General features: G+C 74.2%; 20 protein-coding genes. 9 read left to right on the forward strand and 11 right to left on the reverse strand.

Annotated elements, in window-relative coordinates; translation table 11 throughout:
• Window positions 1–10 precede the first annotated feature (10 nt).
• The 4 genes from ACFWIS_RS10270 to ACFWIS_RS10285 all read left to right on the forward strand — a co-directional run bounded on the left by ACFWIS_RS10270 (window position 11) and on the right by ACFWIS_RS10285 (window position 5,727).
• Window positions 11–1,720, forward strand: coding sequence for an ATP-binding protein (locus tag ACFWIS_RS10270; RefSeq protein ID WP_380450982.1), 1,710 nt, complete (start codon window positions 11–13; stop codon window positions 1,718–1,720).
• Window positions 1,721–1,794: 74 nt separating this feature from the next.
• Window positions 1,795–2,484 (forward strand): response regulator, encoded by a 690-nt coding sequence (locus ACFWIS_RS10275; RefSeq protein ID WP_380451169.1) that lies wholly within the window; start codon window positions 1,795–1,797, stop codon window positions 2,482–2,484.
• A 277-nt stretch (window positions 2,485–2,761) separates the two neighbouring features.
• The gene (locus ACFWIS_RS10280; RefSeq protein WP_380450980.1) at window positions 2,762–4,216 is read left to right on the forward strand and encodes a diaminobutyrate--2-oxoglutarate transaminase; all 1,455 of its coding nucleotides are present in this window, start codon (window positions 2,762–2,764) and stop codon (window positions 4,214–4,216) included.
• On the forward strand, window positions 4,213–5,727 hold the full coding sequence (locus ACFWIS_RS10285) for a pyridoxal phosphate-dependent decarboxylase family protein (RefSeq protein WP_380450978.1): 1,515 nt from the start codon (window positions 4,213–4,215) through the stop codon (window positions 5,725–5,727). The genes ACFWIS_RS10280 and ACFWIS_RS10285 overlap by 4 nt, the downstream gene beginning before the upstream one ends.
• A gap of 88 nt (window positions 5,728–5,815) precedes the next feature.
• Here ACFWIS_RS10285 and ACFWIS_RS10290 read toward each other — a convergent pair whose 3' ends face one another.
• The 10 genes from ACFWIS_RS10290 to ACFWIS_RS10335 all read right to left on the reverse strand — a co-directional run bounded on the left by ACFWIS_RS10290 (window position 5,816) and on the right by ACFWIS_RS10335 (window position 18,252).
• Complete coding sequence (locus ACFWIS_RS10290) at window positions 5,816–6,613, reverse strand: inositol monophosphatase family protein (protein ID WP_380451167.1); 798 nt, start codon at window positions 6,611–6,613, stop codon at window positions 5,816–5,818.
• A gap of 211 nt (window positions 6,614–6,824) precedes the next feature.
• Complete coding sequence (locus ACFWIS_RS10295) at window positions 6,825–8,042, reverse strand: type III PLP-dependent enzyme (protein ID WP_380450976.1); 1,218 nt, start codon at window positions 8,040–8,042, stop codon at window positions 6,825–6,827.
• On the reverse strand, window positions 8,039–9,889 hold the full coding sequence (locus tag ACFWIS_RS10300; protein WP_380450974.1) for an IucA/IucC family protein: 1,851 nt from the start codon (window positions 9,887–9,889) through the stop codon (window positions 8,039–8,041). Before ACFWIS_RS10300 ends, ACFWIS_RS10295 begins: the two co-directional genes overlap by 4 nt.
• Window positions 9,886–11,073: an MFS transporter gene (locus ACFWIS_RS10305; protein ID WP_380450972.1), complete on the reverse strand. Its 1,188-nt coding sequence runs from the start codon at window positions 11,071–11,073 to the stop codon at window positions 9,886–9,888. The genes ACFWIS_RS10300 and ACFWIS_RS10305 overlap by 4 nt, the downstream gene beginning before the upstream one ends.
• On the reverse strand, window positions 11,067–12,830 hold the full coding sequence (locus ACFWIS_RS10310; protein ID WP_380450970.1) for an IucA/IucC family protein: 1,764 nt from the start codon (window positions 12,828–12,830) through the stop codon (window positions 11,067–11,069). Before ACFWIS_RS10310 ends, ACFWIS_RS10305 begins: the two co-directional genes overlap by 7 nt.
• Complete coding sequence (locus ACFWIS_RS10315) at window positions 12,827–14,026, reverse strand: acetyl-CoA carboxylase biotin carboxylase subunit family protein (protein WP_380450968.1); 1,200 nt, start codon at window positions 14,024–14,026, stop codon at window positions 12,827–12,829. The genes ACFWIS_RS10310 and ACFWIS_RS10315 overlap by 4 nt, the downstream gene beginning before the upstream one ends.
• Window positions 14,027–14,177: 151 nt before the next feature.
• On the reverse strand, window positions 14,178–15,176 hold the full coding sequence (locus tag ACFWIS_RS10320) for an ABC transporter substrate-binding protein (RefSeq protein ID WP_380450966.1): 999 nt from the start codon (window positions 15,174–15,176) through the stop codon (window positions 14,178–14,180).
• Between the two features lie 51 nt (window positions 15,177–15,227).
• Entirely contained in the window at window positions 15,228–16,094 is an 867-nt protein-coding gene (locus ACFWIS_RS10325; RefSeq protein ID WP_380450964.1) for an ABC transporter ATP-binding protein, read from the reverse strand.
• On the reverse strand, window positions 16,094–17,128 hold the full coding sequence (locus ACFWIS_RS10330) for a FecCD family ABC transporter permease (RefSeq protein ID WP_380450962.1): 1,035 nt from the start codon (window positions 17,126–17,128) through the stop codon (window positions 16,094–16,096). The genes ACFWIS_RS10325 and ACFWIS_RS10330 overlap by 1 nt, the downstream gene beginning before the upstream one ends.
• 89 nt (window positions 17,129–17,217) lie before the next feature.
• Window positions 17,218–18,252: a FecCD family ABC transporter permease gene (locus tag ACFWIS_RS10335; protein WP_380450960.1), complete on the reverse strand. Its 1,035-nt coding sequence runs from the start codon at window positions 18,250–18,252 to the stop codon at window positions 17,218–17,220.
• A gap of 172 nt (window positions 18,253–18,424) precedes the next feature.
• Here ACFWIS_RS10335 and ACFWIS_RS10340 point away from each other — a divergent pair, with 172 nt between their 5' ends.
• Window positions 18,425–19,381, forward strand: coding sequence for a (2Fe-2S)-binding protein (locus ACFWIS_RS10340; RefSeq protein ID WP_380450958.1), 957 nt, complete (start codon window positions 18,425–18,427; stop codon window positions 19,379–19,381).
• A 23-nt stretch (window positions 19,382–19,404) separates the two neighbouring features.
• Here ACFWIS_RS10340 and ACFWIS_RS10345 read toward each other — a convergent pair whose 3' ends face one another.
• On the reverse strand, window positions 19,405–19,731 hold the full coding sequence (locus ACFWIS_RS10345) for a DUF6191 domain-containing protein (RefSeq protein WP_380450956.1): 327 nt from the start codon (window positions 19,729–19,731) through the stop codon (window positions 19,405–19,407).
• A gap of 93 nt (window positions 19,732–19,824) precedes the next feature.
• On the opposite strand from ACFWIS_RS10345, the gene ACFWIS_RS10350 reads away from it, so the two are divergent.
• The 4 genes from ACFWIS_RS10350 to ACFWIS_RS10365 all read left to right on the forward strand — a co-directional run bounded on the left by ACFWIS_RS10350 (window position 19,825) and on the right by ACFWIS_RS10365 (window position 25,912).
• Entirely contained in the window at window positions 19,825–20,586 is a 762-nt protein-coding gene (locus tag ACFWIS_RS10350) for a dienelactone hydrolase family protein (RefSeq protein ID WP_380450954.1), read from the forward strand.
• A 147-nt stretch (window positions 20,587–20,733) separates the two neighbouring features.
• Complete coding sequence (locus tag ACFWIS_RS10355) at window positions 20,734–21,678, forward strand: alpha/beta fold hydrolase (protein WP_380450952.1); 945 nt, start codon at window positions 20,734–20,736, stop codon at window positions 21,676–21,678.
• Between the two features lie 93 nt (window positions 21,679–21,771).
• Window positions 21,772–23,721 (forward strand): protein kinase, encoded by a 1,950-nt coding sequence (locus ACFWIS_RS10360; protein WP_380450950.1) that lies wholly within the window; start codon window positions 21,772–21,774, stop codon window positions 23,719–23,721.
• A 541-nt stretch (window positions 23,722–24,262) separates the two neighbouring features.
• Window positions 24,263–25,912 (forward strand): M4 family metallopeptidase, encoded by a 1,650-nt coding sequence (locus ACFWIS_RS10365; protein WP_380450948.1) that lies wholly within the window; start codon window positions 24,263–24,265, stop codon window positions 25,910–25,912.
• Window positions 25,913–26,044: the final 132 nt, after the last annotated feature.

The raw sequence follows: 26,044 nt of genomic DNA on the forward strand, positions 1-26,044 counted from the left end.
ACTGGCATGCATGTCCGTGAGCACCGCCCCCACCCGCTCGCGTCGCCGGTGGATCCCCCTGCCGCGCCGGCTGGTCCGCAGCCTGGCCGGGCAGCTGTTCGTCGTCCAGGTGGTCATCGTCGCCGCCGTGGTCGCCGGCGGCGCGGTGCTCGCGTACCTGTTCACCGCCGAGCGCACCGAGGACGCGGCCCGCCGCGAGGTCACCTCGATCGCCCACGCCGTCGCCGACTCCCCCGCGGTGCGGTCCGCCGTCGCCGGGCCCGACCCGACCGCGGTGCTCCAGCCGTACGTCGAGCAGGTGCGCCAGGACTCCAGGGTCTCCTTCATCACCGTCATGGACACCGACGGGGTGCGCTGGACCCACCCGCTGCCCGAGCAGATCGGCAAGCGCTACCTCGGGCACATCGACTGGGCGTTGGCAGGCGAGACCCGCAGCGAGACGTACACCGGCACGCTCGGCCCGTCCGTGCGGGTGGTCACCCCGGTACTGGATGACCGGCACCGGGTGGTCGCGCTGGTCAGCGTCGGGCTGACGCTGGAGTCGATCTCCGCCCAGTTGAGCGGCCCGCTGCTCGCCCTGGTGGGGGTCGCGGTCGCCGCTCTCGCGCTCGGCGGGGTGGGCACCTACCTCGCCAACTCCCGGCTGCGGCGGCACACCCACGGCATGCGGCCGGACGAACTCAGCCACCTCTACGAGTACCACCAGGCGACCCTGCGCTCGGTGCGGGAGGGGCTGATCCTGCTCGACCGTGCGCACCGGGTGGTGCTCTGCAACGACGCGGCCCGCGAACTGCTGGGGCTGGAAGGCGAGTTGGACGGTCGCCCGGTGGCGGAACTGGAACTGCCGGAGACGCTGGTGGCCGCCGTGCTCGGCGAGGAGCCGGTGCGGGACGAGGTGCACCTGACGGCCGAGCGGGTCGTGGTGCTCAACACCTCCACCATCGGCACCGGCCTCGGCCGGGTGGTGACCCTCCGTGACCACACCGAACTTCAGTCGCTGAGCGGCGAGCTGGACTCCGTCCGCAGCTTCACCGAGGCGCTCGGGGCGCAGGCGCACGAGGCCGCCAACCGGCTGCACGCGGTGGTCTCGCTGATCGAACTCGGGCGCCACGAACAGGCGGTGGAGTTCGCCACCGCAGAACTCGCGCTCGCCCAGCAGCTCACCGACCGGGTGGTCGCGGCCGTCAGCGAGCCGGTGCTGGCCGCACTGTTGCTCGGCAAGGCGGCCCAGGCGGCCGAGCGGGGCGTGGAGTTGACCCTCACCGAGGACAGCCGGATCGACGACGGGGTACTTCCGCCCGGGCTCTCCGCCCGGGACCTGATCACCGTCCTCGGCAACCTGATCGACAACGCGGTGGACGCCGCGATCGCCGGGTCCGCCCAGAGCCCGGACGCGCCGGAGGTCACCGTCACCGCCCGGATCGACCCGGGCGGGGCGGCGGCCGGTCCGGGCGCCCGGGCCGCCTGCCTGCTGCTGCGGGTCGCCGACACCGGCGCGGGCATCGACCCGGCCGCCGTCGAGGACGTGTTCCGGCGTGGCTGGAGCACCAAGCAGGACGGCCACGGGCACGGCCTCGGGCTGGCGCTGGTCGCCCAGGCCGCCCGGCGCAACGGCGGCACCGTCGAGGTCGGGCGCGAGCGCGGCGCGGTGCTCACCGTACGGCTGCCGCTGACCGGGGGCCTGGTCCGCTCCGACGAGTGCGAAGAGGTCCCGGCGTGAGCGGTGTGGGCGGCGTGAGCGGCGGCGCCGACGGGGCGGGCGGGGCAGGCGGAACGGGCGGGGCGGGCGGCGGGATCTCCGTGCTGGTGGTGGAGGACGACCCGGTGGCCGCCGCCGCGCACACCCTCTACGTGGAGCGCGAGCCCGGCTTCCGCGCCGTCGGCACCGTGCACAGCTGCGCCGACGCGCTGCGCTTCCTGGAACGGGCGCGGTCCGCCGGAACACCCGTCGACCTCACCCTGCTCGACCTCCACCTGCCGGACGGCCACGGCCTCCAGCTGTGCCGCACGCTGCGCGCGGCCGGGCACGGCACCGACGTCATCGCGGTCACCTCGGCCCGTGACCTCGCGATGGTGCGGCAGGCGGTCTCGGCGGGGGTGGTGCAGTACCTGCTGAAACCGTTCAGCGCGGCGGCCCTGCACGACCGGCTGGAGCGCTACGCCCGCTACCGCGACAGCCTCGGGCGCACCGGCGAGGCCACCGGGCAGGACGAGGTCGACCAGGCGCTCGCCCTGCTCCGCACGCCCGAGCGCAACTCACTGCCCAAGGGACTGAGCGCGCCCACCCTGGACGCCGTGGCCACGGTGTTGCGGGAGACCGCGACCGGGCTGTCGGCGGCCGCTGCCGGCGCCGCCGCCGGGGTGTCCCGGATCACCGCGCGACGCTACCTGGAACACCTGGTGGACACCGGGCGGGCGGTGCGCGAGCCGCAGTACGGGAGTGTCGGGCGGCCGGAGCTCTGCTATCGCTGGAAAGGGCGGTGAGGATCCCCGGCCACCCCCGTGGGGCGCGGGTGGATCCGGTCGACTCCGGCTGGGATCGGGCGGAGTCGATGGGATCCGGTCGGTAGCGGTCGGTAGTGGTCGGTTGTGGTCGGTGGCGTGACGTCCCGGTGCGTCGCTCGTTGAAATCGGTCGGGGCGCGGCGTACGCGAAACCGGGGGAGGTTCACTCGCTCGGGTGGTTCTCGGTGTCCCCGATCTAGCCCGCCAGGTCATCGGCGATAAAGTTAGGCTTACCTAACTTCTTCTGGGGGTTCGCCTTGTCGCTCGCCGCCGTACCCGCTCAGGCCGCTTCGGATGCCGCCGGGGCCCCGCCCCCCGGTGAGGCCATCCTGCGCCGCCAGCGCGTCCGCGAGTCCGCCGCCCGGACGTACGCCCGCTCCTTCCCGATCGTCCCGGTGCGGGCCCACGGCATGACCGTCGAGGGCGCCGACGGCCGCCGCTACCTGGACTGCCTCTCCGGCGCCGGAACGCTCGCCCTCGGACACAACCACCCCGTCGTGCTGCAGGCGATCCGCCGCACCCTCGACAGCGGCGCCCCGCTGCACCTGCTCGACCTCGCCACCGCGGAGAAGGACGACTTCACCAGCGCGCTGTTCGACAGCCTGCCCGCCGAGTTCGCCGCCCGTGCCCGGGTGCACTTCTGCGGACCGGCCGGGACGGACGCCGTCGAGGCCGCCCTCAAGCTGATGCAGACCGCCACCGGACGCCCCGGCGCACTCGCCTTCACCGGCGCCTACCACGGCATGACGGCCGGCGCGCTCGCGCTCTCCGGAAACGTCGCCGTCAAGGAACCGCTGCCCAGCGGCGGCGAGGTGGTCCGGCTGCCCTACCCGTACGGCTACCGCTGCCCGTTCGGGGTCGGCGGCGAGGCGGGCGCCGAACTCGGCGTGACCTATGTGGAACGGCTGCTGGACGACCCCTCGGGCGGGGTGGTGCCGCCCGCCGCGATGATCCTGGAGGCGGTCCAGGGCGAGGGCGGGGTCGTCCCCGCGCCCGACGGCTGGCTGCGCGAGATGCGCCGCATCACCGCCGAACGCGGCATCCCGCTGATCGTCGACGAGGTGCAGACCGGCGTCGGACGCACCGGCGCGATGTGGGCCGTCGAGCACAGCGGCATCGTGCCGGACGCCATGGTGCTCTCCAAGGCCATCGGCGGCAGCCTGCCGCTCGCCGTGGTCGTCTACCGAGAGGACTACGACGGCTGGCGGCCCGGCGCCCACACCGGCACCTTCCGCGGCAACACCCTCGCCATGGCCGCCGGCGCCGCGACCCTGCGGTACGTCGCCGCGCACGGGCTGGCCAAGCGGGCCGCCGTGGCCGGGGCCAGGATGACCGACCGGCTGCGAGAACTCGCAGCCGAACTGCCGGCGATCGGCGACGTGCGCGGGCGCGGGCTGATGATCGGTGTCGAACTGGTCGACCCGACCGCCGACCCTGACGCCTGCGGCGCCCGGCCCGCCGATCCGGCGCTCGCCGTACGGGTCCGGGAGGCGTGCCTGGAGCGCGGGCTGATCGTCGAACTCGGCGGGCGGCACGACGCGGTGCTGCGATTGCTGCCCCCGCTCACCATCACCGACGAGCAGATCGCGGCCGTCCTGGAGCGGCTGGCGGAGGCGATCGCGGCGGCCTCGGCCCGGACCTCGGCGGTGGCCCCGGCGGTTGCTCCGGCCGCAGCTTCTGCCGTCGCTCCGGCCGCCCGGGGTGGGGCATGACCGACGACTCCGGGGCGGTGCCCGAACTATCCGACGAGGGAGGCGACTTGGCCGCACTCGCCGGCGGAGCGCGCGGCCCGGGGGCACTCGGCCCGCTGCTGGCCACCGTCCTCGACGCCCTGGACACCGGCACAGCGCTGCGCTCCGGACCGGTGCCCGCCGGCAGCCCGGCGGAGATCGCCGCCCTGGTCGCGGACGGGCTCTCCGGCGCCGGCGGGCGCGGCGCGCTCGCCCGGCTCACCGAACTGCTCGCCCACGGCGCCGCCGACCCCGCCGATCCGGCCTGCGCCGCCCACCTGCACTGCCCGCCGCTCGCCGTCGCCGCCGCCGCCGACCTCGCGGTCAGCGTGCTCAACCCCTCCCAGGACTCCTGGGACCAGGCCCCCGCCGCCACGGCCCTGGAGACCGCACTGCTCGCCGAACTCGCCGTCCTGGTCGGCTACGACCCGGCGCGCGCGGCCGGGGTGCTCACCTCCGGCGGCACCGAGTCCAACCTGATGGGGCTGATGCTGGCGCGGGACCAGAAGCTCGACGGCATCGTTGAGTTGGACGGAATCCCGGTCGGCGCCCGGCCGTGCATCCTCGCCTCCGAAGCGGCCCACTTCTCCGTCCAGCGCGCGGCCGCCCTGCTCGGGCTCGGCGAACGGTCCGTCCTCGCCGTCCCCGTCGACCGCCGACTGCGGATGCCCCCGCAGGAGTTGGAACGCTCCCTGGCCGAGGCCAGCTGGGCCGGCCGCACCCCGATCGCCGTCGTCGCCACCGCCGGCACCACCGACACCGGCGCCGTCGACCCGCTGGACGCCGCCGCCGACCTGGCCGGCCGCTACGGCGCCTGGCTGCACGTCGACGCCGCGTACGGCGGCGGCGCGCTGCTCTCCGACCGGCTGGCCCCGCTGCTCGACGGCATCGCCCGCGCCGACTCCGTCGCCCTCGACTGGCACAAGCTCGGCTGGCAGCCCGCGGCCGCCGGGGTGTTCCTGGTCCGGCGGGCGGAGACGTACGTCTCGCTGGCGCGGCGCGCCGAGTACCTCAACCCGGTCGACGACGAGCAGGCCGGCTACCCCAGCCTGCTCGGCCGCTCGCTGCGCACCACCCGGCGGGCCGACGCGTTCAAACTCGCCGTCACCCTGCGCACCCTCGGCCGCGAGGGGCTCGGCCGGCTCGTCGACGCCTGCCACGACCTGGCGTTGGCGGCGGCGGACGCCGTCCGGGCCGAACCCTCGCTCGAACTGCACGCCGAACCGGTCCTCACCGTGCTGCTGTTCCGCTACCGCCCGCCCGGGCTGACGGACGAGGCCGCCGTGGACGAGCTGAACGGGCAGCTGCGCCGGCTCCTGCTGCGCACCGGGCGCGCTGTGGTCGGGCGCACCGAACTGCCCGGGGACGGGCCGGGGCGGGTGCGGCTCAAGCTCACCCTGCTCAACCCGCACACCACGGCGGGGGAGGTGGGCGCGCTGCTGCGGGAGGTGGTCGGCGCGGGGCGCAAGGTCGCGGGGGAGCGGGCGGGGTAGCGCCGTCGCGGGGCGGGCGCCGGTGCGGGTCCGGCGTCGGCGTGGGGCGGGGAGCGTGGGGCGGGGGCGGGAGTCGGGCGGGCGGCCGTCAGGTGTTCAGCAGGATGCCGCGGGTCAGCTCCCAGGAGTCCGGGTCGGCGGCGATCAGGAGGCCGTCCTCGCAGCCCGGGGCCTCCGGGCGGTACGGGCTGCCGTCCATGCGGGCCGCGACGCCGCCGGCCTCGGTGAGCAGCAGCGAACCCGGGGCGTGGTCCCAGGGGAGGGTGCGCCAGTAGAAGATGAAGTCGACCCGGCCCTCGACGACCTCCGGATACTCGATCCCGGCGGCGCTCCGGCCGGGGTCGATCTCGCCGAAGACGGAGCAGTTGGCCTCCATCCGGCGGCGGTCGGCCGGGTCGAGGAAGCGGCTCTTCAGGATGCCGGTCAGCTTCCCGGCCTCGGTGGGGGCCGGCAGGCGGGTGAGGCGTTCGCCGTCGCGCCAGGCACCGGCGCCCAGTTCGGCGCGGTAGGCGGTCGCGGCGGCCGGCTGCCAGATCCAGGAAGCGACGGTCAGGCCGCCGCGGACCAGCGAGCACATCACGGCGTAGTCGGGGCGGCCCGCGACGAAGTTGGAGGTACCGTCCACCGGGTCGACCAGCCAGACGGCGGGCTCGTCGTGGATGGCCTGGGCGAGCGACGGATCGGCGGCCACGGCCTCCTCACCGACCACCGGGACGGGCAGCAGCTCGTGGAGACGGCGGGCGATGATCGCCTCGGCCTCGCGGTCGGCGATCGTCACGATCTCACCGGGCGCCTTCTCCATCACCTCGCCGGCGCTGAGCGCCCGGAAACGCGGCTCCACCACCTCGGCCGACGCCTCGGCGAGTATCTCCGCCACCTTGTCCATCAGCACGTTCGCGCTCCCTTCGCCGGTTACCACTTTCGCACGAGTGCGCGGAGCCGGTGTCGGCGGACGGGTGGCGGGGATTGGCGGCGGGGAGCGGGGGAGGCGGCGAACAGATGACAGATGACAGATGACAGATGTTGAAAGCTGTCGGCTGTCGGCTGTCGGCTGGTGCCCGCCATCCGTTCGCCGACCCCCGGTGAACCGGTCGCCGTCAGCCGCCCAGGTAGTGGAAGCCCGGGCGGGGGTGCATCAGGAACTCGTGGTGCGAGATGTTCCACCCGTACGCGCCCGCCATCGCGAACAGCACCCGGTCCCCGGCCCGCAGGCCGGCCGCGCCGTCCGCCGCCCGGGCCAGCACGTCCTTCGGGGTGCACAGCTGTCCGGCCAGGGTGGCCCGGCCGGTGCCGACCGCGGGGCGGGGCCACGGGTGCGGCCAGGCGTCCACCGGGAGCACCGTGAAGGGCTGGGAGTGCCCGCGGGTGGCGGGGGTGCGCAGGTGGTGGGTGCCACCGCGGACCACCGCGAAGTCCTCGCCGTGGCTGCGCTTCACGTCCAGCACCTCGGTCGCGTACCAGCCGCAGTAGGCGGTCAGCGCTCGCCCGGGCTCGATCCGCAGGATCAGCCCGGGGTGGGCGTCCAGCAGCTTGGCCAGGCCCTCGCCGAAGGCCGTCCAGTCGAAGCGCCGCTCCGGATCCTCGTAGTCCACCGCCATCCCGCCGCCGATGTTGACCTCGGTGAGCGGGAGGCCGTGCCGTGCGGCCAGGTCGGCCGACCAGGTGACGATCTGCTCGGCGACCGACAGCTGTTCCGCCGCCGCCAGCCCGCTGGCCAGGTGGGCGTGCACTCCGCGCAGGCGCAGCCGGTGTCCGAGCGGTCCACCGTCGGTGAGCAGCCGGACGCACTCCTCGGCCCGGTCCGGGTCGAGGCCGAACGGGGTGGGCCGTCCGCCCATCGCCAGCGGCACCGCGTCCAGGGCGTCGGTGGTCACCGGCAGGTTGACCCGCAGCAGGACGTCCACACTCGCCCCGGGCCGCTCCGCGAGTACGGCGGCCAGCCGGTGCAGTTCCTGCTCGCTCTCGACGTGCCAGCGGTGCACCCCCGCGTCCACGGCGGCGGCGATCTCGGCCGGGGTCTTGCCCGGCCCGCCGAAGGCCAGCGGAGCGTCCGGTACGGCGGCCCGTACGTGCGCCAACTCACCGCCGCTGGAGACCTCGTAGCCGTCGACGGCGGCGCGCAGCGCGGTCAGTAGCGGCGCCTCCGGGTTGGCCTTGGCGGCGTAGTACAGCTCGACCCGGTCGGGCAGTGCGGCCCGGACGGCGGCGGCGTGCTCGCGCAGCGCGGCCAGGTCGTAGACGTAGGCGGGCAGTTCGTCGGGCACGAGGTCGGCGACCCGCTGCTGGACGGTGTCGCGGTGCGCGGTGCTGCTCATCGAGGGGTGCTCCCGGTGGGAAGGTCGGCGGTCGTCCGGCTGGTCGTCCGGCTGGTCGTCCGGCTGGTCGTCCGGGTGGCCTCGGCGAGCACCGAGCCGGCCAGTGGGGAGGGCAGCCGGACGTACCCGGCCTCGCGGTCGGCCTTGCGCTCCCAACGGGTCAGCAGGTTGGCCTTGGCGGGCAGCGGGACGCCGGCCAGCAGCGCCCGCAGCCGGGGCGGGCGCCCGTGCGCGGCGGCGTACTCCTCCAGGGTGTCCCGGACGGCCTGCCAGAGCGCGCCCTCCAGCTCGGGGTGGCGGTCGGCGAGGGCGGCGAGCAGCTCGGCGACGTGGTTGACCAGCAGGCAGTAGACCACCCGGTCCCAGCCGCGTTCGGCGTCGTAGGTCATCGGACCGGCCACCTCGGGCGGCAGGGCGGCCAGCAGCTCGGCGTTCTGCTCGGGGACCAGCTTGGTGCCCTCCAGGTCGCGGAAGAGCACCTGCGCGGGACGTCCGTCCGGGTCGACGCCGATCAGCACGTTCTGCAGGTGCGGCTCCAGCACCACGCCGTGGTCGAAGTAGGCGGCCAGTACCGGCGGGAGGAGCAGCCGCAGGTAGTCGCGCCACCAGCCGAGGGCCCGGGCGTTGTCCGAACTCCCTCCCAGCAGGCGGGAGACGTGTGCCGAGCTGGTCGGGTGCTCGTCGGCGACGGCGGCCGCGAGCAGCGGGGTGACGCCGGGGCGCAGCACGCCGCCGAGGCCCTCGCGCAGGATCAGGCCGAAGCCCTCGTAGAGTGCCTGGTCGGGGCGGCCGTCGGGGCCCGGCAGGGCGAGGGTGCGGAAGGCGGGCTCGCGGAGCATCGCCGCGTCCGGGAAGCGCCGGGCGAGGTCGGTGAGCACCGGGTCCAGCAGCCGGGTGAGTTCGACGGCTCCGGTGAGCTCGTAGGCGGCGTTCTTGCGCAGGCAGTTGGTGATGCGGACGTTGAGGCTGAACTTGAGGAAGGCGTCCGCGCCGTACAGGGTGCGCACCGAGGCGGTGGCGGCGAAGCTCTCGCCGCGCGCGCCGAGGTCGAGGACGTCGCCGCGGGCCAGGGCGGCGCGCAACAGCGGGTGTTCGCCGATGAGTTGGTACTGCCAGGGGTGGACGGGCAGCAGCCGGTAGCCGTCCGGCACCTCGCCGAGGCCGTCCAGTACGGCGCTCGCCCCGGCGTCCAGGGACTGTTCGGCGAGCAGTTCGGCGCGGACGGCGAGGTGGCGCAGTGGGAAGGCCGCGCGGGACTCGGGGGCGTAGTGCCGCCAGTCGCCGCGGGCGGCGGAACGGGACTTGGGGGCAGGGTGGAAGCGGTGGCCGAACAGCAGGGCCTGCTCGGACTCCAGGTAGCGGTCCGTTCCGGCGGCCGGACGGTCGGCCAGGCCCGCGTCGACGCCCCGGTGGCTGGACGCCACCTGGTCGAGGAACTCCTCGTTCACCGTGCCGGTGCGCAGTTCCAGTTCGTCCTGGGTGTACCCGGCGAGTTCGCGCCAGCCCAACTCGCGCCAGCCGTCCGGGGTTTCCTCGTGCACCGGCCCGGTGAACCGGTGGGCGCCGAGCAGCGAGGTGCGGCGCAGGGCGACCCGCAGCAGGGTGCCGCGGCGCGGCAGGCGCAGGAGTAGCCGGCCGTCGTCGACGGCGGTCTGGTGCTCGGGTGCGGACACCTCGCGCAGCAGGCAGTTGAGCAGGGTGTGGGCCACCGCGTCGTCGGCGCCCGGCAGTTCGGCGTCGAGCAGCGCGGATCCGGGCAGTCCGTCGTCGAGCAGTTCGGATCCGGGCAGTCCGGTGGGGGCGGTGGTCGACGGGCTGGCGGGGAGCGTGGTGGGCCGGGCGGTCATCGGGGACTCCTACGGGTCAGGAGGGCGAGCAGGGCGGCGGCCAGTGCGGCGGCGGTGCCGGTGACGACCGGGGCGGCCGGTCCGCTGCTGCCGTTGGCGAGCGCGGCGGCCAGTCCGGCGGCGACGGCACCGCACTTGGAGACGGTTTCGCGGGTGCCGAACATCCGGCCCGGCGCGCGGCCGCGGGCGGCTTCGGCGGCGAGGACGGCGAGGCAGACCAGGCCGAAGGTCATGCCGAGGCCGAGCACCGCCCGGGTGAGGGCGAAGGTGAGCAGGGAGTGGGCCGGGGCGTGGCCGGCCAGTCCGACGGCGACCAGGGCGAAGCCCAGGGCGAGCCCGCTGCGGGGGCGCGCCTCGACGGCGGCGTGCACCCGAGCGGCCCCGATCAGGTAGACCAGGTGCGGCAGCGCGAACAGCAGGCCCGCGACCGTGCCGTTGACGCCCGGCAGCCGCTGCTGGACCAGGGTGATCAGGTAGGGGAAGGAGATGATGGTGGCGAAGACGAAGGCGAACTCGAAGGTGTAGAGCAGCCTGAGCGAGCCCGGCGGGTCGGCCGGTGCGGTGTCGCGGCCCGCCCGGGCGGCGGCCGGACGGGAGGGCTCCGGCAGGGAGTTGAGCAGGACCGCGGCCGTCAGCGGCAGTACCGCCATCACCAGGTACTGCCGGTGCGGGTCGATCCACGGCGACAGCGCGCCCACCAGGATCGGCGCGGCGACCAGCGCGGCCCGGGCGCTGCCCTGCATCAGGGTCAGCGCCTTGGACAGCTGGGAGCCGTCCAGGGCCGCGGCGAGGTAGCCGTTGGTGGCGGAGAAGGTGCCGCCGAGGAGGCCCTGGAGCACCAGCGCGATGGTGAACGCGGGCAGGCTGTCGGCCGCACCGGCGAGCAGGAAGGAGACCGCGAGGCCGAGTTGGGCGCGCAGCAGCAGCCGCTTCTGGCCGAAGCGGTCGGCCAGCCGGCCCCACAGCGGTGCGCCGAGGGCGGTGAAGACGGTCGGCACGATGTAGAGCAACCCGGCCCAGTGCCCGCTGTGGTCGCCGAGACCGGGCAGGATCTCGGTGAGGTAGGGCGGCAGGCCGAGGGCGGCGAAGGAGGCGACGAAGTAGCAGGCCGCCACCGCGTGCACCTGGCGCCGCTCCAGTCCGACGGCGTCGGCCGGGCGCGGCAGCGGCTCGGCGGTCACCATGAACGGTCCTTCGGCAGCAGGTAGTTGGGTCCGTCGGTGTAGTGCTTGTTGATGTCGGCGGCGCCGCTGCGCTCCTTGCTGAGCAGGGTGCCGGCGCTCACCATGGCCTTGACCGGCAGCCGTTCGGCGTCCAGCAGGGCGGTGCGCAGTGGCTGCCCGGCCGGGCCGAGGCGGTCGAGCGCCTCGGTGAGGACGGCGCGCAGCAGCTCCAGGCTCCGCTCCAGCGGCACCCGGCCGTGCTCGGCCAGGCCGAAGGCGAGCGAGGCCGTGCACAGGTGGCCGGTGATCGTGGTGAACAGGTCGGTGAGAGCCCCGTCCTGGTCGCCGAGGATCCGCGGGTCGCGGAACTCGGCGGCCAGCTCGGCCAGTTCGGCGATCGGCGAGGCGGCCGTCCGGGCGGTGTTGACCCGGGGGCCGTCGTTGTCCTTGTAGAGCAGCCGCAGGCCGGAGTCGTCCAGGACCAGCGAGGTGTTCTGCTGGTGGGACTCCAGGGCGATGCCGTGGCCGAACAGGGTGGTCTGCCAGTCGACCAGCAGCCGCAGCAGGGACTCGTACAGCGCGGGGACGGAACCGTGGTGGAAGCGGTCGGCCAGGTGGTCGATCACCAGCCGCCCGTCCGGCGCCCCGGCCAGCAGGGCGGCCAACGGGACGGTGACCGCCCCGTCCAGGCCGTCCGGGTAGCGGCGCAGCAGGACGGCGAGCAACTCGTCGTCGGCGTGGGCGTAGTGCTGCTCGTCGGCGTGCAGCACCCGGCCGGTGAAGCGCGGCTCCCCGGCGGCCACCGTCTCCACCAGCCGCTGTCCGACCGCGCCGTTGACCAGGGTGACCGGCTTGATGGTGCGCCGGTTGCGCAGGCCCAGGGTGGCGGTGGCGAGCGGCAGTTTGAGGTGGCAGGAAGGATCCTCGACGACGGCGACGGTGCGCATGGACAGCGTCGGCAGCACCTCGAGGTACGGCTCGGGGGTGAGCACCGCGCCGGGCGCGATCCGCGCGAAGTCCTCGCCGGCGGTGAGCGGGTGGACCGGGACGGTCTCGAACTCGCCCGGCACGCCGAGCTGTTCGGCGCTCGGCCACCAGGAGGGCAGCGGCCCGTCGCCGTGCACGGTCAGCCGCCCGGCCGGTACGGCGAGCCAGCGCAGTTCGAAGCTCGGGTGGAACTCAGGTGCGTACGAGCGCAGTTGGGGTTCGGTGAGACCGGAGCGGCCGCGCGCGGTGGGGTAGACCGGGTGGTCCAGGAAGGCGGCGAGTGCCTCGAAGCCCAGCGCGCCGCTCGGGCCGGTCCAGTCGGACACGTCCACGCCGTACCGCCCGGCGAGCCGGTCGAGCACCTCGGGCCGGACCCGGTCGTGCAGTTCCATGGTGACGAGGGTCTGCCGGCACTCCTCGGCGAAGGCCAGGTGGCCGGGGCGGTCCTGCGGGTCGGCGCGCTCCGCCAGCCGGGCGAGGACGGCGGTCAGGTCGGTGAGACGGGTGCCGTCCACCTCCAGGACCGGCAGCCGGGCGGCGTGGTCGCCCTGGAAGCCGTCGGGGACGACCGGGAGGGCGAGCGTGCCGTCGGTCAGCCAGGGGCCGTCGGGCCGCTGCTCCAGGACGCCGCCGGTGCGGAGGCCGAGCACGTCCTCGCGCAGCAGCGCGGACAGCACGCGCAGCGTGAGCTGTTCGGCGGGGGCGGGGGCGGGGGCGGGGGCGGGGGCAGGGGAGGGAGCCGGGGTCGGGGCCGGGGGTACGGCGGTCAGCGCCGGGTCGGTCGGGGTCATGGGGTGATCTCCCAGCGGTTGGCGGCGATGAACTCCGCCACGGCGGCGTCGACCGCGCCCTGGTCCGGGCCGACCGCCCAGACGATGCCCAGGTAGTCGCGGTTGGTGCGGTAGAGCCCGTGCCGGGCGCCGAGTTCGCGCACCGGCAGGTAGGAGAGGGTGACGCCGTCGGCCCGTCGCTCGAAGTGCGGTTCGGGTGCGGCGGTGAGGGTGCCGGCCCGCTCCGCGCAGACCCGCTCGTGGCGGGCCCGACGGTCGGCGCGGGCGCCGAGGTCGGTGGGCAGCCGCTCGCCGAGGTGGGCGCGCAGCACCAGCTCGAAGTAGGGGATCCCGAGGATCTCGGCGAGCATCAGGTCGCACTGGTCGCCGATGGCGCGGTAGTTGACCTCGATGATGCGGGCGCGCCCGTCCGGCTGGAGGACGAACTCGGTGTGGCAGGCGCCGAGCCCGACGCCGAGGGCGTCGAGTTGGGCGAGGACCTGGTCGACCACCGGCCGGGGGTGCGCCGGGGTGAAGGTCAGCACCTCCTCGATGAAGTCCGGCGGCGGGGAGAGCCGGGTGCGGAAGCCGCCGAGGACGTGCCGGGCCCGACCGTCGCCGAGGGTCTCCAGGGTGCACAGCTCGCCGGCCAGGAACTCCTCGACCACCAGGGTGGCGCCGGGGCGGCGCTGCTGGATCTCCTCGACCCGCTGGGCGAGTTCGGCGGCGTCGGCGACCAGCGTGACGTCCTCGCTGGCGACGCCCTCGCGGGGCTTGACGATGCACGGGAACGGCGGGTTGAGGCCGGCCGGGTCCTGCCCGGGGGCCAGCTCGGCGGAGCTGACCTGGTCCAGCCCGGACTCGGCCAGGTGGCGACGCAGTTCGCCCTTGTTCTTGGCCCGCAGGGCGGCCTTCCAGTCCTTGCCGGCCAGGCCGAAGTACTCGGCGACCAGGGCGGTCTGGGTCTGCAGGTGATCGCTGTTGCTGAACACCGCGTCGGGGGTGTGGTGCTGCGATATCAGCCCGATCACCTCGCGGAAGTCCTGGACGTCGCACTCCACCACCTCGCACGCCAACCCTGCTCTGGTGTAGGCGCGTTGGTGGTCCTCGACGTGGTCGGTGAGGACCGTGACGTCGAGTCCGAGCCGGGCGGCGGCGGGCAGGAAGCCGCGGGTGACCGAGTCGGTGGTGTTGAGGGCGAGCAGGTAGAGCCGCATGGCGGTGTCCTCGGGGGCGTGGTGACGGACGGGGGACGGCGAACAGATGACAGAGTTCGAAATCTGTTATCTGTGATCTGTTATCTGACATCTGTCAGCTGAACTCTGAAATCTGTTCGCCATCAGCTGTTCGTGGAGGGCGAAGCGACGGCTACTTCGGCGCGTCCACGCCCGCCGCCTTGGCGATGTCGACGAGCATCGCGTCCGCGGCCTGCACGCCGATGCCGGACATCCAGGTCTCGTCCGGCACGGTGAACACCTTGTCGTTCTTGACGGCGTTCAGGCCCTTCCAGACCGGGGTCTGCTGGACCTCGCTCTCCTTGGTCTTGGTCGGGTCGTCGGCCGTGGTGACGAACACCAGGTCGGCGTCGGCCTGGCTGATCTGCTCGGCGCTGACCTCGATGATGTTCTTGTCCACGTCCTGCGGGGCCGGTCGGGTCAGGCCGACGTCCTTGAGCACCACACCGCTGTACGAGGCCTTGGCGTACAGCCGGGTCGGGCCGGCCACGAAGCGGACCACCGAGGCGGTCGGCATCGTCCCGTTGTACTTCGCCTTGATCGCCTCGCCCAGCTTGTGCGCCCGCTCCTCGTAGTCGGCCAGCGCCTTCTTCGCCTCGTCCTCCTTGCCGAGCGCCTGGGCGTACAGGGCCAGGTTCTCCTTCCACGGGAAGCCGGTGGTCTCGGCCAGCACCGTCGGCGCGATCGCGTTCAGCTGGTCGTACACCTTGGCGTGCCGGACCTTGGAGGAGAGGATCAGGTCGGGCTTCAGGGAGGCGATCAGCTCCAGGTTCGGCTCGTTCATCGGGCCGACGTCCCTGGTGTCCTTGATCTTGTCCTTGAGGTAGTTCGGGAACCCGCCCTCGGTCTTCATGTGCGGGGACACCGCGCCGACCGGGGTGATGCCGAGCAGCGTGACGTCGTCCAGCTCGCCGCTGTCCAGCACCACGACGCGCTTGGGCTGCGCCTTGATCTGGGCGGTCCCGGCGGCGTGCTTGACGCTGCGCGGGAACCCGGCGGCGGTGCCTGCCGAGGCGCCGGCGGAGGCGGAGTCGCCGCCCGACCTGGCGCCGTCACCGGTGCTGCCGCAGGCGGCGAGGAGCGTGGCGGACAGCGTGACGGCGAGGACGGCGACGGGGAGTCGGCGGTTCATCGGAGTTCCTTGGATCGGGTCGAACGGGGGGACGGGAAAAGGGGGTTCGGGTCAGAGAGCGGTGGCGGCGACAGCCGCGGGCGCGGCAGGCGCGGTGGCGGCGGGCGCGGTGGCGGCGCGGACCCGGGCACGCGGCACGACCAGCGGGGTGCCGGTCTCCGGGTCGGGCACCACCCGGCACGGCACGCCGAACACGGCCTCCACCAGCTCGGCCGTCAGCACCTCGGCGGGCGGGCCGGCCGCGGCGAGCCGCCCGTCCTTGAGCACCACCAGGTGGTCGGCGTACCGCGCGGCCTGCCCGAGGTCGTGCAGCACCATGACGACGGTGCGCCCGGCCTCGGCGTGCAGGTCGGCGACCAGGTCCAGCACGTCGAGCTGGTGCCGCAGGTCGAGGAAGGTGGTCGGCTCGTCGAGCAGCAGCAGGTCGGTCTCCTGGGCGAGGGCGAGGGCGATCCAGACCCGCTGGCGCTGACCGCCGGAGAGCCGGTCGACCTGCCGGTCGCGCAGTTCGGCGGTGCCGGTGCGCGCCAGCGCCTCCTCGACCGCCGCCTGGTCGGCCTTGGACCACGGGCTGAGCATCCGCTGGTGCGGGTAGCGGCCGAGCCGTACCAGCGCCTCGACGGTGACCGCCTCCGGGGTGACCGGCTGCTGCGGCAGCAGGCCCATCCGCTTGGCGAGGGTGCGGGCGGGCATCCGGTGGATGTCGGCGCCGTCCAGGGTGACGGTGCCGGCGGCCGGGTCGAGCAGTCGGACGAGGCCGCGCAGCAGGGTCGACTTGCCGCAGGCGTTCGGTCCGACGATCGCGGTGACGGCGCCGCCGGGTAGTTCGAGGTCGAGCCCGTCCACGATGGTGCGGTCGCCGTAGCGCAGCGCGAGGCCGTGGGCGGCGAGCCGGTTGGACTCCGTGGGGCTGGTCATCAGCTGCTCCTCTGGGGAAGCCGGCCCTGGCGGATCATCAGCACCAGGAGCCAGGGCGCGCCGAGGGTGGCGGTGACGGCACCGACCGGCAGGCCGTGGACGGGGATCACGTGCAGGACGAGGAGGTCGGCGGAGAGCAGCAGCACGGCGCCGGTGAGCGCGGTGAGGCCGAGGGTGCCGGGGGTGGGCGGTCCGGCGAGCAGCCGGACCAGGTGGGGGACGGCGAGCGCGACGAAGGCGACCGGCCCGGTGAGGGCGGCGGCCAGCGAGGCGAGGGTGACGGTGAGCAGCAGCAACCAGAGCCTGTCCCGGGCGGCGTCGAGGCCGAGGCCGCCGGCCGAGTCGTCGCCGAGGTCGAGGACGGCGACCCGCCGCTGGCAGAGCACCACGGCCCCGGCGGTCAGCGCGATGGCGGTGCCGCCGATCCACACCTCGGTCCAGTTGCGCCCGTACAGCGAGCCGGTGGTCCATTGCATCGCGGAGGAGGCCAACTCGGCCGGGAACCGTACGATCATCAGGTTCACGGCGGCGGCCAGGCCCTGCTGGACCGCCAGACCGACCAGCACCAGCCGGGTCACGGCCATCCGGGAGCGCCAGGCGAAGCCGCCCAGCAGCAGCGCGGCGAGCAGTCCGCCGCCGACCGCGGCCAGCGGGATGAACTGCTGGGAGGCGCCAGTGGCGAGCATCAGCACCGCGCCGAAGGAGGCACCGCCGGTGATGCCGATGGTGTCGGGGGCGGCCAGCGGGTTGCGGAACAGCCGCTGCAGCATCGAGCCGGCCATCGCCAGTCCGGCGCCCGCGATCAGTGCCGACACCACCCGCGGCGCCCGGAACTGCTGCACCACCAGGACGTCGCCGGGCTCGCCCTGACCGAACAGGGCGCGCAGCGCGTCCCAGGCGGAGATGTTCACCTGGCCGGTGCCGAGCGCGATGCCGGTGAGCAGCACCAGCAGGGCGACGGCCAGCAGCGACCAGGCGGCGGTACGGGCCCGGCGGCGCGCGATCGCGCTCAGCGGGGTGGCGAGCGTGCTCATGCGCCCACCGCGCTCCGCTTGTCCGACGCTTCGCTCGGCGGGGGCTTCGCTCATGGCGCCCTTCTGGACGGTTCGCTCGTTCCGCGCGCTCACTTGGCCACCTTCCGGGCCAGCACCGCGAGCAGCGGTGCGCCGAGGAAGGCGGTCACGATGCCGACCTCGATCTCGGAGGGCTGCACCACGAGCCGGCCGAGCACGTCGGCGGCGAGCAGCAGCAGCGGGCCGGTGACCAGACAGCCGGGCAGCAGCCAGCGGTGGTCGTTGCCGAGCAGCGCGCGGACCAGGTGCGGCGCGGCCAGTCCGATGAACGCCACCGGGCCGGAGACGGCGACCGCGCTGCCCGCGAGCAGGACCACGGCGAGGCCGCCGACCACCCGGATCCGGGCCACCGGCACGCCCAGCGCCTGGGCGGTCTCGTCGCCCAGGGCCAGCGCGTTGAGCGCGGGGGAGATCGCGAAGGCGGCCGCCAGGCCGAGCGCCAGGAAGGGCAGCACGGGGGTGAGGGTGTCCAGGTGCCGCCCGGCGATCGAGCCGGCCAGCCAGAACCGGGCCTCGTCCAGGGTGCGGTGACTGGCCAGCATCAGCGCGGAGGTCCAGGACGTGAGCACCACGGTGAGCACCGTGCCGCCGAGCGCCAGCCGGACCGGGTCGAGGTCCCCGCCGCGGCGGGACATGGTGTACGCGGCGACGGCGGCGACGGCCGCCCCGGCGAAGGCGAACCAGACGTACTGGGACGGCCGGGACAGGCCCAGCGCGTAGATCGCGGCGACCACGGCGAGGCTCGCGCCGGCGTTGATGCCGAGGGTGACCGGGGAGGCCAGCGGATTGCGGGTGACGCCCTGGGCGACCGCCCCGGCGACGCCGAGCGCGGCCCCGACGGCCAGTCCGATGAGCGTGCGAGGGACTCGAAGGCCCGTCACCACATCGGCGTCTCCGCCGTGGGCGGCGCCGGTGAGGGCGTCGACGACGGTGGACAGTGGGATGGCTCGGGAGCCCAGCGCGAGGCTCAGGGCGGCGCACAGTACGAGCGCGCACGCTCCGGCGATCAGCAGCAGGGGCCGCCGGATCGCCGGGGAACGGGGCGTCGCCGGGGCCGTGGTGGCCGGCGGGTCGGTTCTCAACACGAGTCGATATCTTAGGTTAGGTTTACCTAAGTTCGTCAAGGTCGAGTCGACGGGCGAGCGAGGGCGACCGGTGGGGAGGCCGGGCGGTTGGTGCACCCCCTGAGGCATTGTAAGGTGAGGCTCACCTTAATCGATCACTCGGAGTCGATGTCGAACTCGGGAGCGAGCGCCGATGGTCCCCGGAACACCCCTGCCCGTCGCCCCGGCTGCGGTGCTGCCTGGCGCGTCGGCTGCCTCCCCGGCCGTCGCGTCGGCTACCTCCCCGCCCGTCGCCCCGGCTGTCACGCGGCCTGACGCTCCGGCTGCCGCGCTGGTCCGCGACTACGAGCGGCTGCGCGAACTCTGCCCCGTCCTGCGGCTGCACCTGCTCGACCCCGCCGAGCCCGACCCGTCGGCCGCCGACGGCTGGTACTCCGGCGCCCGACTGGCCACCGACGAAGGGGCGTTGGCCGCCGTCCTGGCCGGCCAGGAGGCCCGCATCGCCGCCGAACACGGCTGCGCGCCCCGCCCGCACGTCACCGCCTCCCGGCTGCTCCACCACTACGCCTGGACCGCCTGCCTGCTGATCGCCGGTCCCTGGCAGCTGGCCCGGCGGGTCCCCGCCGTCGACCCCGCCGACCTCTGGCTGCACGCCCCCACCGGCGAGCTCGCACTGCGCCCACGAGGCCACGCCACCCACCCCGGCGACGACGAACTGCGCGCCGAACTGCGAGCGGCCGTGGTCGCCCACCTCGAACCGGTGCTCGCCGCCTTCGCCGGCCCGACCCGGCGCCGCGACCGCGCGCTCTGGGGCATGGTGACCGACGACCTCGCCTCCGCCGTCTGGTACCTCGGCCGGATGCTCGACGCCGCCGGGGATGCGGCGGAGGCAGGGGACGTGCCGGACTCCGGGGCCGGTGGAACCGCGGGCGAGGACGCCGCCGTGGCCGCCGCCGCAGCCCTGCTGCCCGGCGGCACCCAACCGCTGGCCGGAGCCGCCGACTTCCGCCGGCTCCGCACCCCGGACGGCCGCGAGCACCACACCCGCACCCGGCTCGGCTGCTGCCTCTACTACGCCGTCAAGCCGGCGGCCGTCGCCTGTCTGACCTGCCCGCGCACCGGCGACGAGGAGCGGCTGCGCCGGTTCTGACGGCGGGAGTTCGAAGGCACGCCCTACCGCTGTGCGCCCCCGTCACCCTCGGGTTGTCGCCGCAGTACCGCCACGCCCCGGTCCAGGTCCACCCCGAAGTGCGGCGGCGCCCCGGCCTCGGTGTCGTCCCGGCGCGAGGTCTGCTCCCGCCGCTGCTCGACCTGGATCCGCTTGCCCGGGCTGAAGATCGCGTGCAACTCGTCCACCAGACCGCCACCGCCACCGCCGACCCCGACCGCGGGCCTGCTCCGGCGGTGCGGCGAGGACTCGTCCCGGACCTGCAAGCCGGCCAGCACCACCAGCCCGACCAGTACCGCCACCACGCACACCACGCCCACGACCAATCCCATGTCCGGCCCAACGCACGACCGTCGCAAGGGCGTTCCCGGTTCCGGGCATCCGCGGGCTACGCTGCCCACGGATCCTAAGGAGAACTCTCACCCATGACCGTGCGCGGAACCCTCGTGGACATCCCGACGGCGGACGGCACCGCCGACGCCTACCTCACCCACCCCGACGACGGCCGGCCCTACCCGGGCGTCCTGCTCTACCAGGACGCCTTCGGGCTCCGGCCCCACCTGAAGGCCATGGCCGACCGGATCGCCGAGGCCGGCTACACCGTCCTCGTCCCCAACGTGTACTACCGCAGCGGCCGGGCGCCGCTGGTCGAACTGCCCGAGCTGATCGACATCGAGCAGTGCGATGAGATCTTCGCCCAGATCGGCCCGCTGCTCCTGCCCGCCACCGCCCCGGACGTGGTGGTCCGTGACGCGGACGCCTACCTGACCTGGTTCGCGGGCTCCCCGCTGGTCACGGACGGCCCGATCGGCGTCACCGGCTACTGCCTCGGCGCCTACCTCGCCCTGCGCACCGCCATCGGCCACCCGGACCGGGTCGCCGCCGCGGCCGGCTTCCATGGCGGCCGCCTCGTCACCGACCGCCCGGACAGCCCGCACCTGGAGGTCGGACGGGTCACCGCCGAGCTGTACTTCGGCCACGCCGACCAGGACGAGTCGATGACGCCCGAGCAGATCACCCGGCTCGACGAGGCCCTCACCGCCGCCGGCGTCCGCCACCGGTCGGAGGTGTACGAGGGCGCCGGGCACGGCTACACCCAGGCCGACACCACCCGCTACGACGCGGTCGGCGACGCCCGGCACTGGTCGGCGCTGTTCGACCTGCTGAAGCGCAACCTGCCGGCCTGATCGCGGGACCGGCGCCCGATCGGGCCGACCCCGGCCGGGCGCCGGTCTGTCGGCCCCGATCCGCCGGTCGTAGAGTGGGCGCCGGGGGGCGCGGTCGGTCGGGCCGGGCGGGTGGCGGGCCCCGTCGACGAGTTCACGGGGGCGTACGTGCCGAACGGATGGAACACGCGAACCGGCCTGCGCCTCGAAGGAGTTCAGGAGGCCGTCGCCGAGGTGCTGGCCGAGCACACTCCCGGCGGGCTCCGGGCGGGTGAACTCGACCGCGGCGGGCGGGCGTTGCGCTGGCTGGAGGCCGGTCCGGTCACCGCCGCACCGATCGTCCTGGTCGCGGGCAACGGCACGTCCTCGCTCACCTGGGCCCCGCTACTACCCGAACTCGCCGAACTGGGCCGGGTCGTGGCGTACGACCGAGCCGGCCTCGGCGCCAGTGACCCCGACCGCGCCCCGGTCCTGACCCTCGCCGCGCAGGTCGGCGACCTCGCCGCCCTGGTACGGCGGCTGGATGCCGGACCGGCCGTGCTGGTCGGGCACAGCTGGGGCGGTCAGTTGGCCCAACTCCTGGCCCGGCGGCGACCGGAGCTGGTGGCCGGGCTGGTCCTGGTGGACCCGGCGCACGAGGACTTCCGGCCGTGGGCGATCAGCGTCATCGAGACGGTTCTGCTCCGGATCGGGCTGCTGCGGGCCGGGTTGAGGCGGGGGGCGCCCGCGCCCGACCGGGCCGTACCGGGCTCGGCGGGGGCGCTCGCCCGGGCCGAGGCGGCCGTCCTCGCCCACCCCCATCAGCGACGGGCCGTGCTCGCGGAGAACCGGCTGTCCAACCGCGCCACCGCCCGGCTGCGCCGGCTGCGGGCCGCCGGGCCGCTGCCCGAGGTGCCGGTCACCGTGCTGAGCGCCACCGAGGGGCTGCCCCGTGCGCTGCGTGCCCGCTTCACCGCCGCACAGGCGCGGATCACGGCCGGTGCCGCCCGGGGTGTGCACAGGGTGGTGCCCGGTGTCGGGCACGCCGTCCACGAGGACCGGCCGGGGGTGGTCGCCGCGGCCGTCCGGGAGGTGTCCGAGCAGGTCCGAAACGCCCGGGACGCCGGACTTTGAGGCCTGGTGGCCCCTGCTGAGCCGAGGGCACCCTCTGGCACACTGAGTGCCGACGACCCGGGGGAGGGTCATGACACCTGGGGGGCAGGGGAGATGAGTAGCGCGGGCACCGTGCTCGGCGGGCGGTACACGCTGGTCGAGAAGATCGGCGGCGGGGGGATGGGCTCGGTCTGGCGGGCCGAGGACCAGGTGCTGGCCCGGTCGGTGGCCGTCAAGATCCTCCGGGCGGACCTGTTCGAGGACGGTACCGCCGTGCAACGGTTCCGCCGCGAGGCCCAGTTGGTCGCGGCGATCGACCACCCCGGCATCGTGGGCGTGCACGACTACGGCGAGAGCGGCGAGAGCGGTGAGGGCCGCGAGGGCGGCGGGGGCCGCGAGGGCGGCGGGGGTGGCGACGAGCACTGCGCCTACATCGTGATGGACCTGATCGAGGGCCGGCCGCTGGACCGGGTGCTCAAGGAGGACGGTCCGCTGAGCGCCGAGCGCGCCCTGCGTCTGCTCGCCGAAGCCCTTGACGCGCTGCACGCCGCCCACCGGCGGGGCATCGTGCACCGCGACCTCAAGCCCTCCAACCTGATGGTGCGCGAGGACGGCGGGGTGGTCGTCACCGACTTCGGCATCGCCCGGGCCGTCGCCAGCACCAAGCTCACCGTGCCCTACGCGATCATCGGCACCGCGGCCTACATGTCCCCCGAGCAGGCCTCCGGGGAGGCCACCGGCCCGGCCTCCGACCTCTACTCGATCGGCGTGGTCTGCTACGAACTGCTGGTCGGCCGGGTGCCGTACCAGGGGGAGGGGCCGCTGCAGGTCGCGCTCAAGCACGTCAACCAGCCGGTGCCGGAGCTGCCGGAGACCTTCCCGGCGGCGGTGCGGGCGCTGGTCGCGACCGCGCTGGCCAAGAGCCCCGAGGACCGCTTCGAGAGCGCCGCCGGGATGGCGGCGGCGGCCCGGGTGGCGATCGGCCTGCCGGGTGCGGCGCGGAAGGCGGCGGACACCGCGACGATCGACCTGCGGGAGGGGGCGGCGGCCCCGGCGGTGGTCCCGGGCGGGGCCGCCGCTCCGGCCGGACCGGAGCAGGTGGTGAAGGTGGACCCGAGGGCGGAGACCGAGCCGGGCCGGCGCCGTTCGCGCCGCACCCTGCTGCTGCCGGTCGTCGTCCCGATCGTCATCTCGGTGGGCACGGCGACCGCGCTGTTCGTCGACCGCGGCCCCGGCAGTGCCGACGCGGCCGCGCCGCCGGCCGCCCTACCCACCGTGGTGGTGACCGTCCCGGCCGCCCCGGGCACCACCAGCGAGGCCGCCACCACCTCGGCGCCCGCCACCCCGCAGCCGACCGACACCCCGTCGGGCACCCCCGCTGCGGGCCAGCCGTCGGCTGGCGCCCAGGTGCCCGTCCCGGTGCCGGCCCAGGGCGGGAACGGCGGTGCGAACGGCGGCGGACCGGGGCACGGCGGCGGTACCAACCCCGGCGGGGGCACGAGCCCGGGCGGTGCTGCGAACCCCGGCGGCTCCGCCGGCGGCCAGGCCAACCAGCCCGCCGGCGGGGGCGGTACGGCCGACCAGCCGCCTGCCAAGCCCGGCAACTCGGCCTCGCAGGGCGGCAGCTCGGGTAGCGCGTCGACCGGTGGCAACCCTCGGCCGCCGTCCTGCGGCGGCGGCAACTGGAGCTCCATCGTCAGCGTCCGGGACGGTCGTCCGATCGGGATGCGTGACGACAACCTGAACGGGGACAACCCGCTCGTCCTCGGCGGCGCCTCACAGTACGGCTGGGTGCGTTCCACCGATCCCGGCAACTGGATCGTGTTCAACGCCTGCAACAGCGGCGGCCCCCAGTTGGTCCAGACCATGGACGGCAAGGTGGTGCTGAGCAACGGCTTCAGCTTCCTCACCCGGTGGACGGTCCGGGCCGGCAGCACCGCGGGGTCGTACACCCTGGCCGACTACCAGAACCAGTCCTGCATGACGGACAACGGGCCGGGCAACGCCGTCACCATGGTCGCCTGCACGCCCGGGAACACGGCCCAGGAATGGCGGCTGCAGTGACACACCGCCATGGCGGTGCGGTGCTCTGCCCGGTGTGCCGGCCGAATCTCTAGCAGACCGCCGTTCGGCGGGCAAGGGTGGCCGGTGGCGGGACCTCGCCATCCGGCTGTCAAGGGTATGTATGGAAAGTTCTACAGAGATGTAAAAGTCGACCGGCCCGTGATCAACAATGATCAACGGCGCTCGCCGGATTGACGGTCGACGGGCGATCGGCCGTCGACGCAGGCGGTTCGGCACTGGTTCGAATCGGAACCCCCTGCAAGACGCCGTGGATTGCCCCGATTTGACCGGCCTTTGAATTCCTTTACCAACTGGCGGGACCTGGCCAATAACTGAGGCAGACCTGTCAATTCACCTGCTGGATTGTCATGCTTCTGGTCATCCCCCAGCGGTAGCCCCCACCCCCACCCCTCGGTGGCGAGCCGCTCGACCGTACGGGGTTTCAGCACGTCAGCGCCCGTTCCGCCCCACAGGTGCCGACCCCGGCCCCCGGGACGTGGTGCGACCGCGCCCACACGCGGTTTCCCGGAAGGACTCGCCCGTGAAGCGAAAGCTCGCTGCTGTAGCCGTACTCTCGGCCACGGCCATGTTGACCGGTGTCGTCCAGGTGAGCACCACCGCCGCCGTCGCCCAGGCCGCCCCCGCGGCCCCCTCGCTGCAGGCGCAGGCCGCCCAGCAGCACGAGGCCGTGCTCGCGGTGGCCAGCGGCCAGTCCGCGCCGCTCGCCAAGGCGCTCGGCCTGGGCTCCCAGGAGAAGCTGGTCGCCAAGGACGCCATCGTCGACAAGGACGGCACCCGGCACCTGCGCTTCGAGCGCACCTACGCCGGCCTCCCGGTGATCGGCGGCGACCTGGTCGTCCACCAGAAGGCCGACGGTGCGGTGAAGTCGGTCGACAAGGCGGTCGCCGCCCAGATCGCGCTGCCGAGCCTGAGCCCGAAGATCCCGGCCGACAAGGCCGCCGACCAGGCCTCCGGCACGGTCAAGGCCACCATCGGGCAGACCATCGACGCCGACGCGTCCCCGCTGGCCGACGTCCACCAGGTCGGCAAGGCCCAGCTGGTCGTGTGGGCCACCGACGGCACCCCGCGGCTCGCCTACCGCACCACCGTCGAGGGCGTGCGCGCAGACGGCACCCCGAGCGCCCAGATCCTGGTCACCGACGCGGCCGACGGCAAGGTCCTCTCCACCCACGAGAAGATCGAGACCGCCGCCGGCACCGGCACCGGCATCTTCGTCGGCAAGGTCGGGCTGGACACCAACCAGAACGGCTCGCAGTACGAGCTCAAGGACACCAGCCGCGGCGGCCAGTCCACCGTCGACATGAGCAACAGCGAGTCGGGCAGCGGGTCGCTCTTCGCGAACACCAGCAACAACTTCGGCGACGGCACCAACAGCAACCGCGAATCCGCCGCCGTGGACGCCCAGTTCGGCGCTGCCACCACCTGGGACTTCTACAAGAACACCTTCGGCCGCAACGGCATCCGCAACGACGGCGTCGGTGCCCTCAGCCGGGTGCACTACGGCTCCAACTACGTCAACGCGTTCTGGAGCGACGACTGCTTCTGCATGTCGTACGGCGACGGCAGCGGCGACGCCGCCCCGCTCACCGAGATCGACGTGGCCGGCCACGAGATGAGCCACGGCGTCACCGCGGCCACCGCCAACCTGAACTACTCGGGCGAGTCCGGCGGTCTCAACGAGGCCACCTCCGACATCATGGGCTCCATGGTGGAGTGGTACGCCAACCTGCCCTCCAACCCGCCGAACTACTGGATCGGCGAGCTGATCAACCTGCGCGGCGACGGCAGCCCGCTCCGCTACATGGACCAGCCCAGCAAGGACGGCTCCTCGGCCGACTCCTGGGACGCCAACGTCGGCAACCTGGACGTGCACTACTCGTCCGGTGTGGCTAACCACTTCTTCTACCTGCTGTCCGAGGGCAGCGGCGCGAAGACGATCAACGGGTTCAACTACAACAGCCCGACGGCCGACGGCTCCTCGCTCGCCGGCATCGGCCGCGACAAGGCCGCGCAGATCTGGTACAAGGCGCTGACGGCGTACTTCACCTCGACGACCGACTACGCGGGCGCCCGTGCGGCCACCCTCAGCGCGGCGTCGGACCTGTACGGCGCGAACAGTGCCGAGTACAACGCGGTCGCGGCCACCTGGACCGCGGTCAACGTCAACTGACTCGGGTCTGAACCGGGTTCGGTCCTGAGTTGGGCAGGCCCGGCCCGGGGCACGCCCGAGCGGGGTCCGGCCGGACTGTGGGTGCCGAACGGCCGGACCTGACGGCGGGGGCGACGGTGTGCGGACCACCGC

This window comes from Kitasatospora sp. NPDC127060, assembly GCF_042724935.1.
Classification (GTDB): domain Bacteria; phylum Actinomycetota; class Actinomycetes; order Streptomycetales; family Streptomycetaceae; genus Kitasatospora.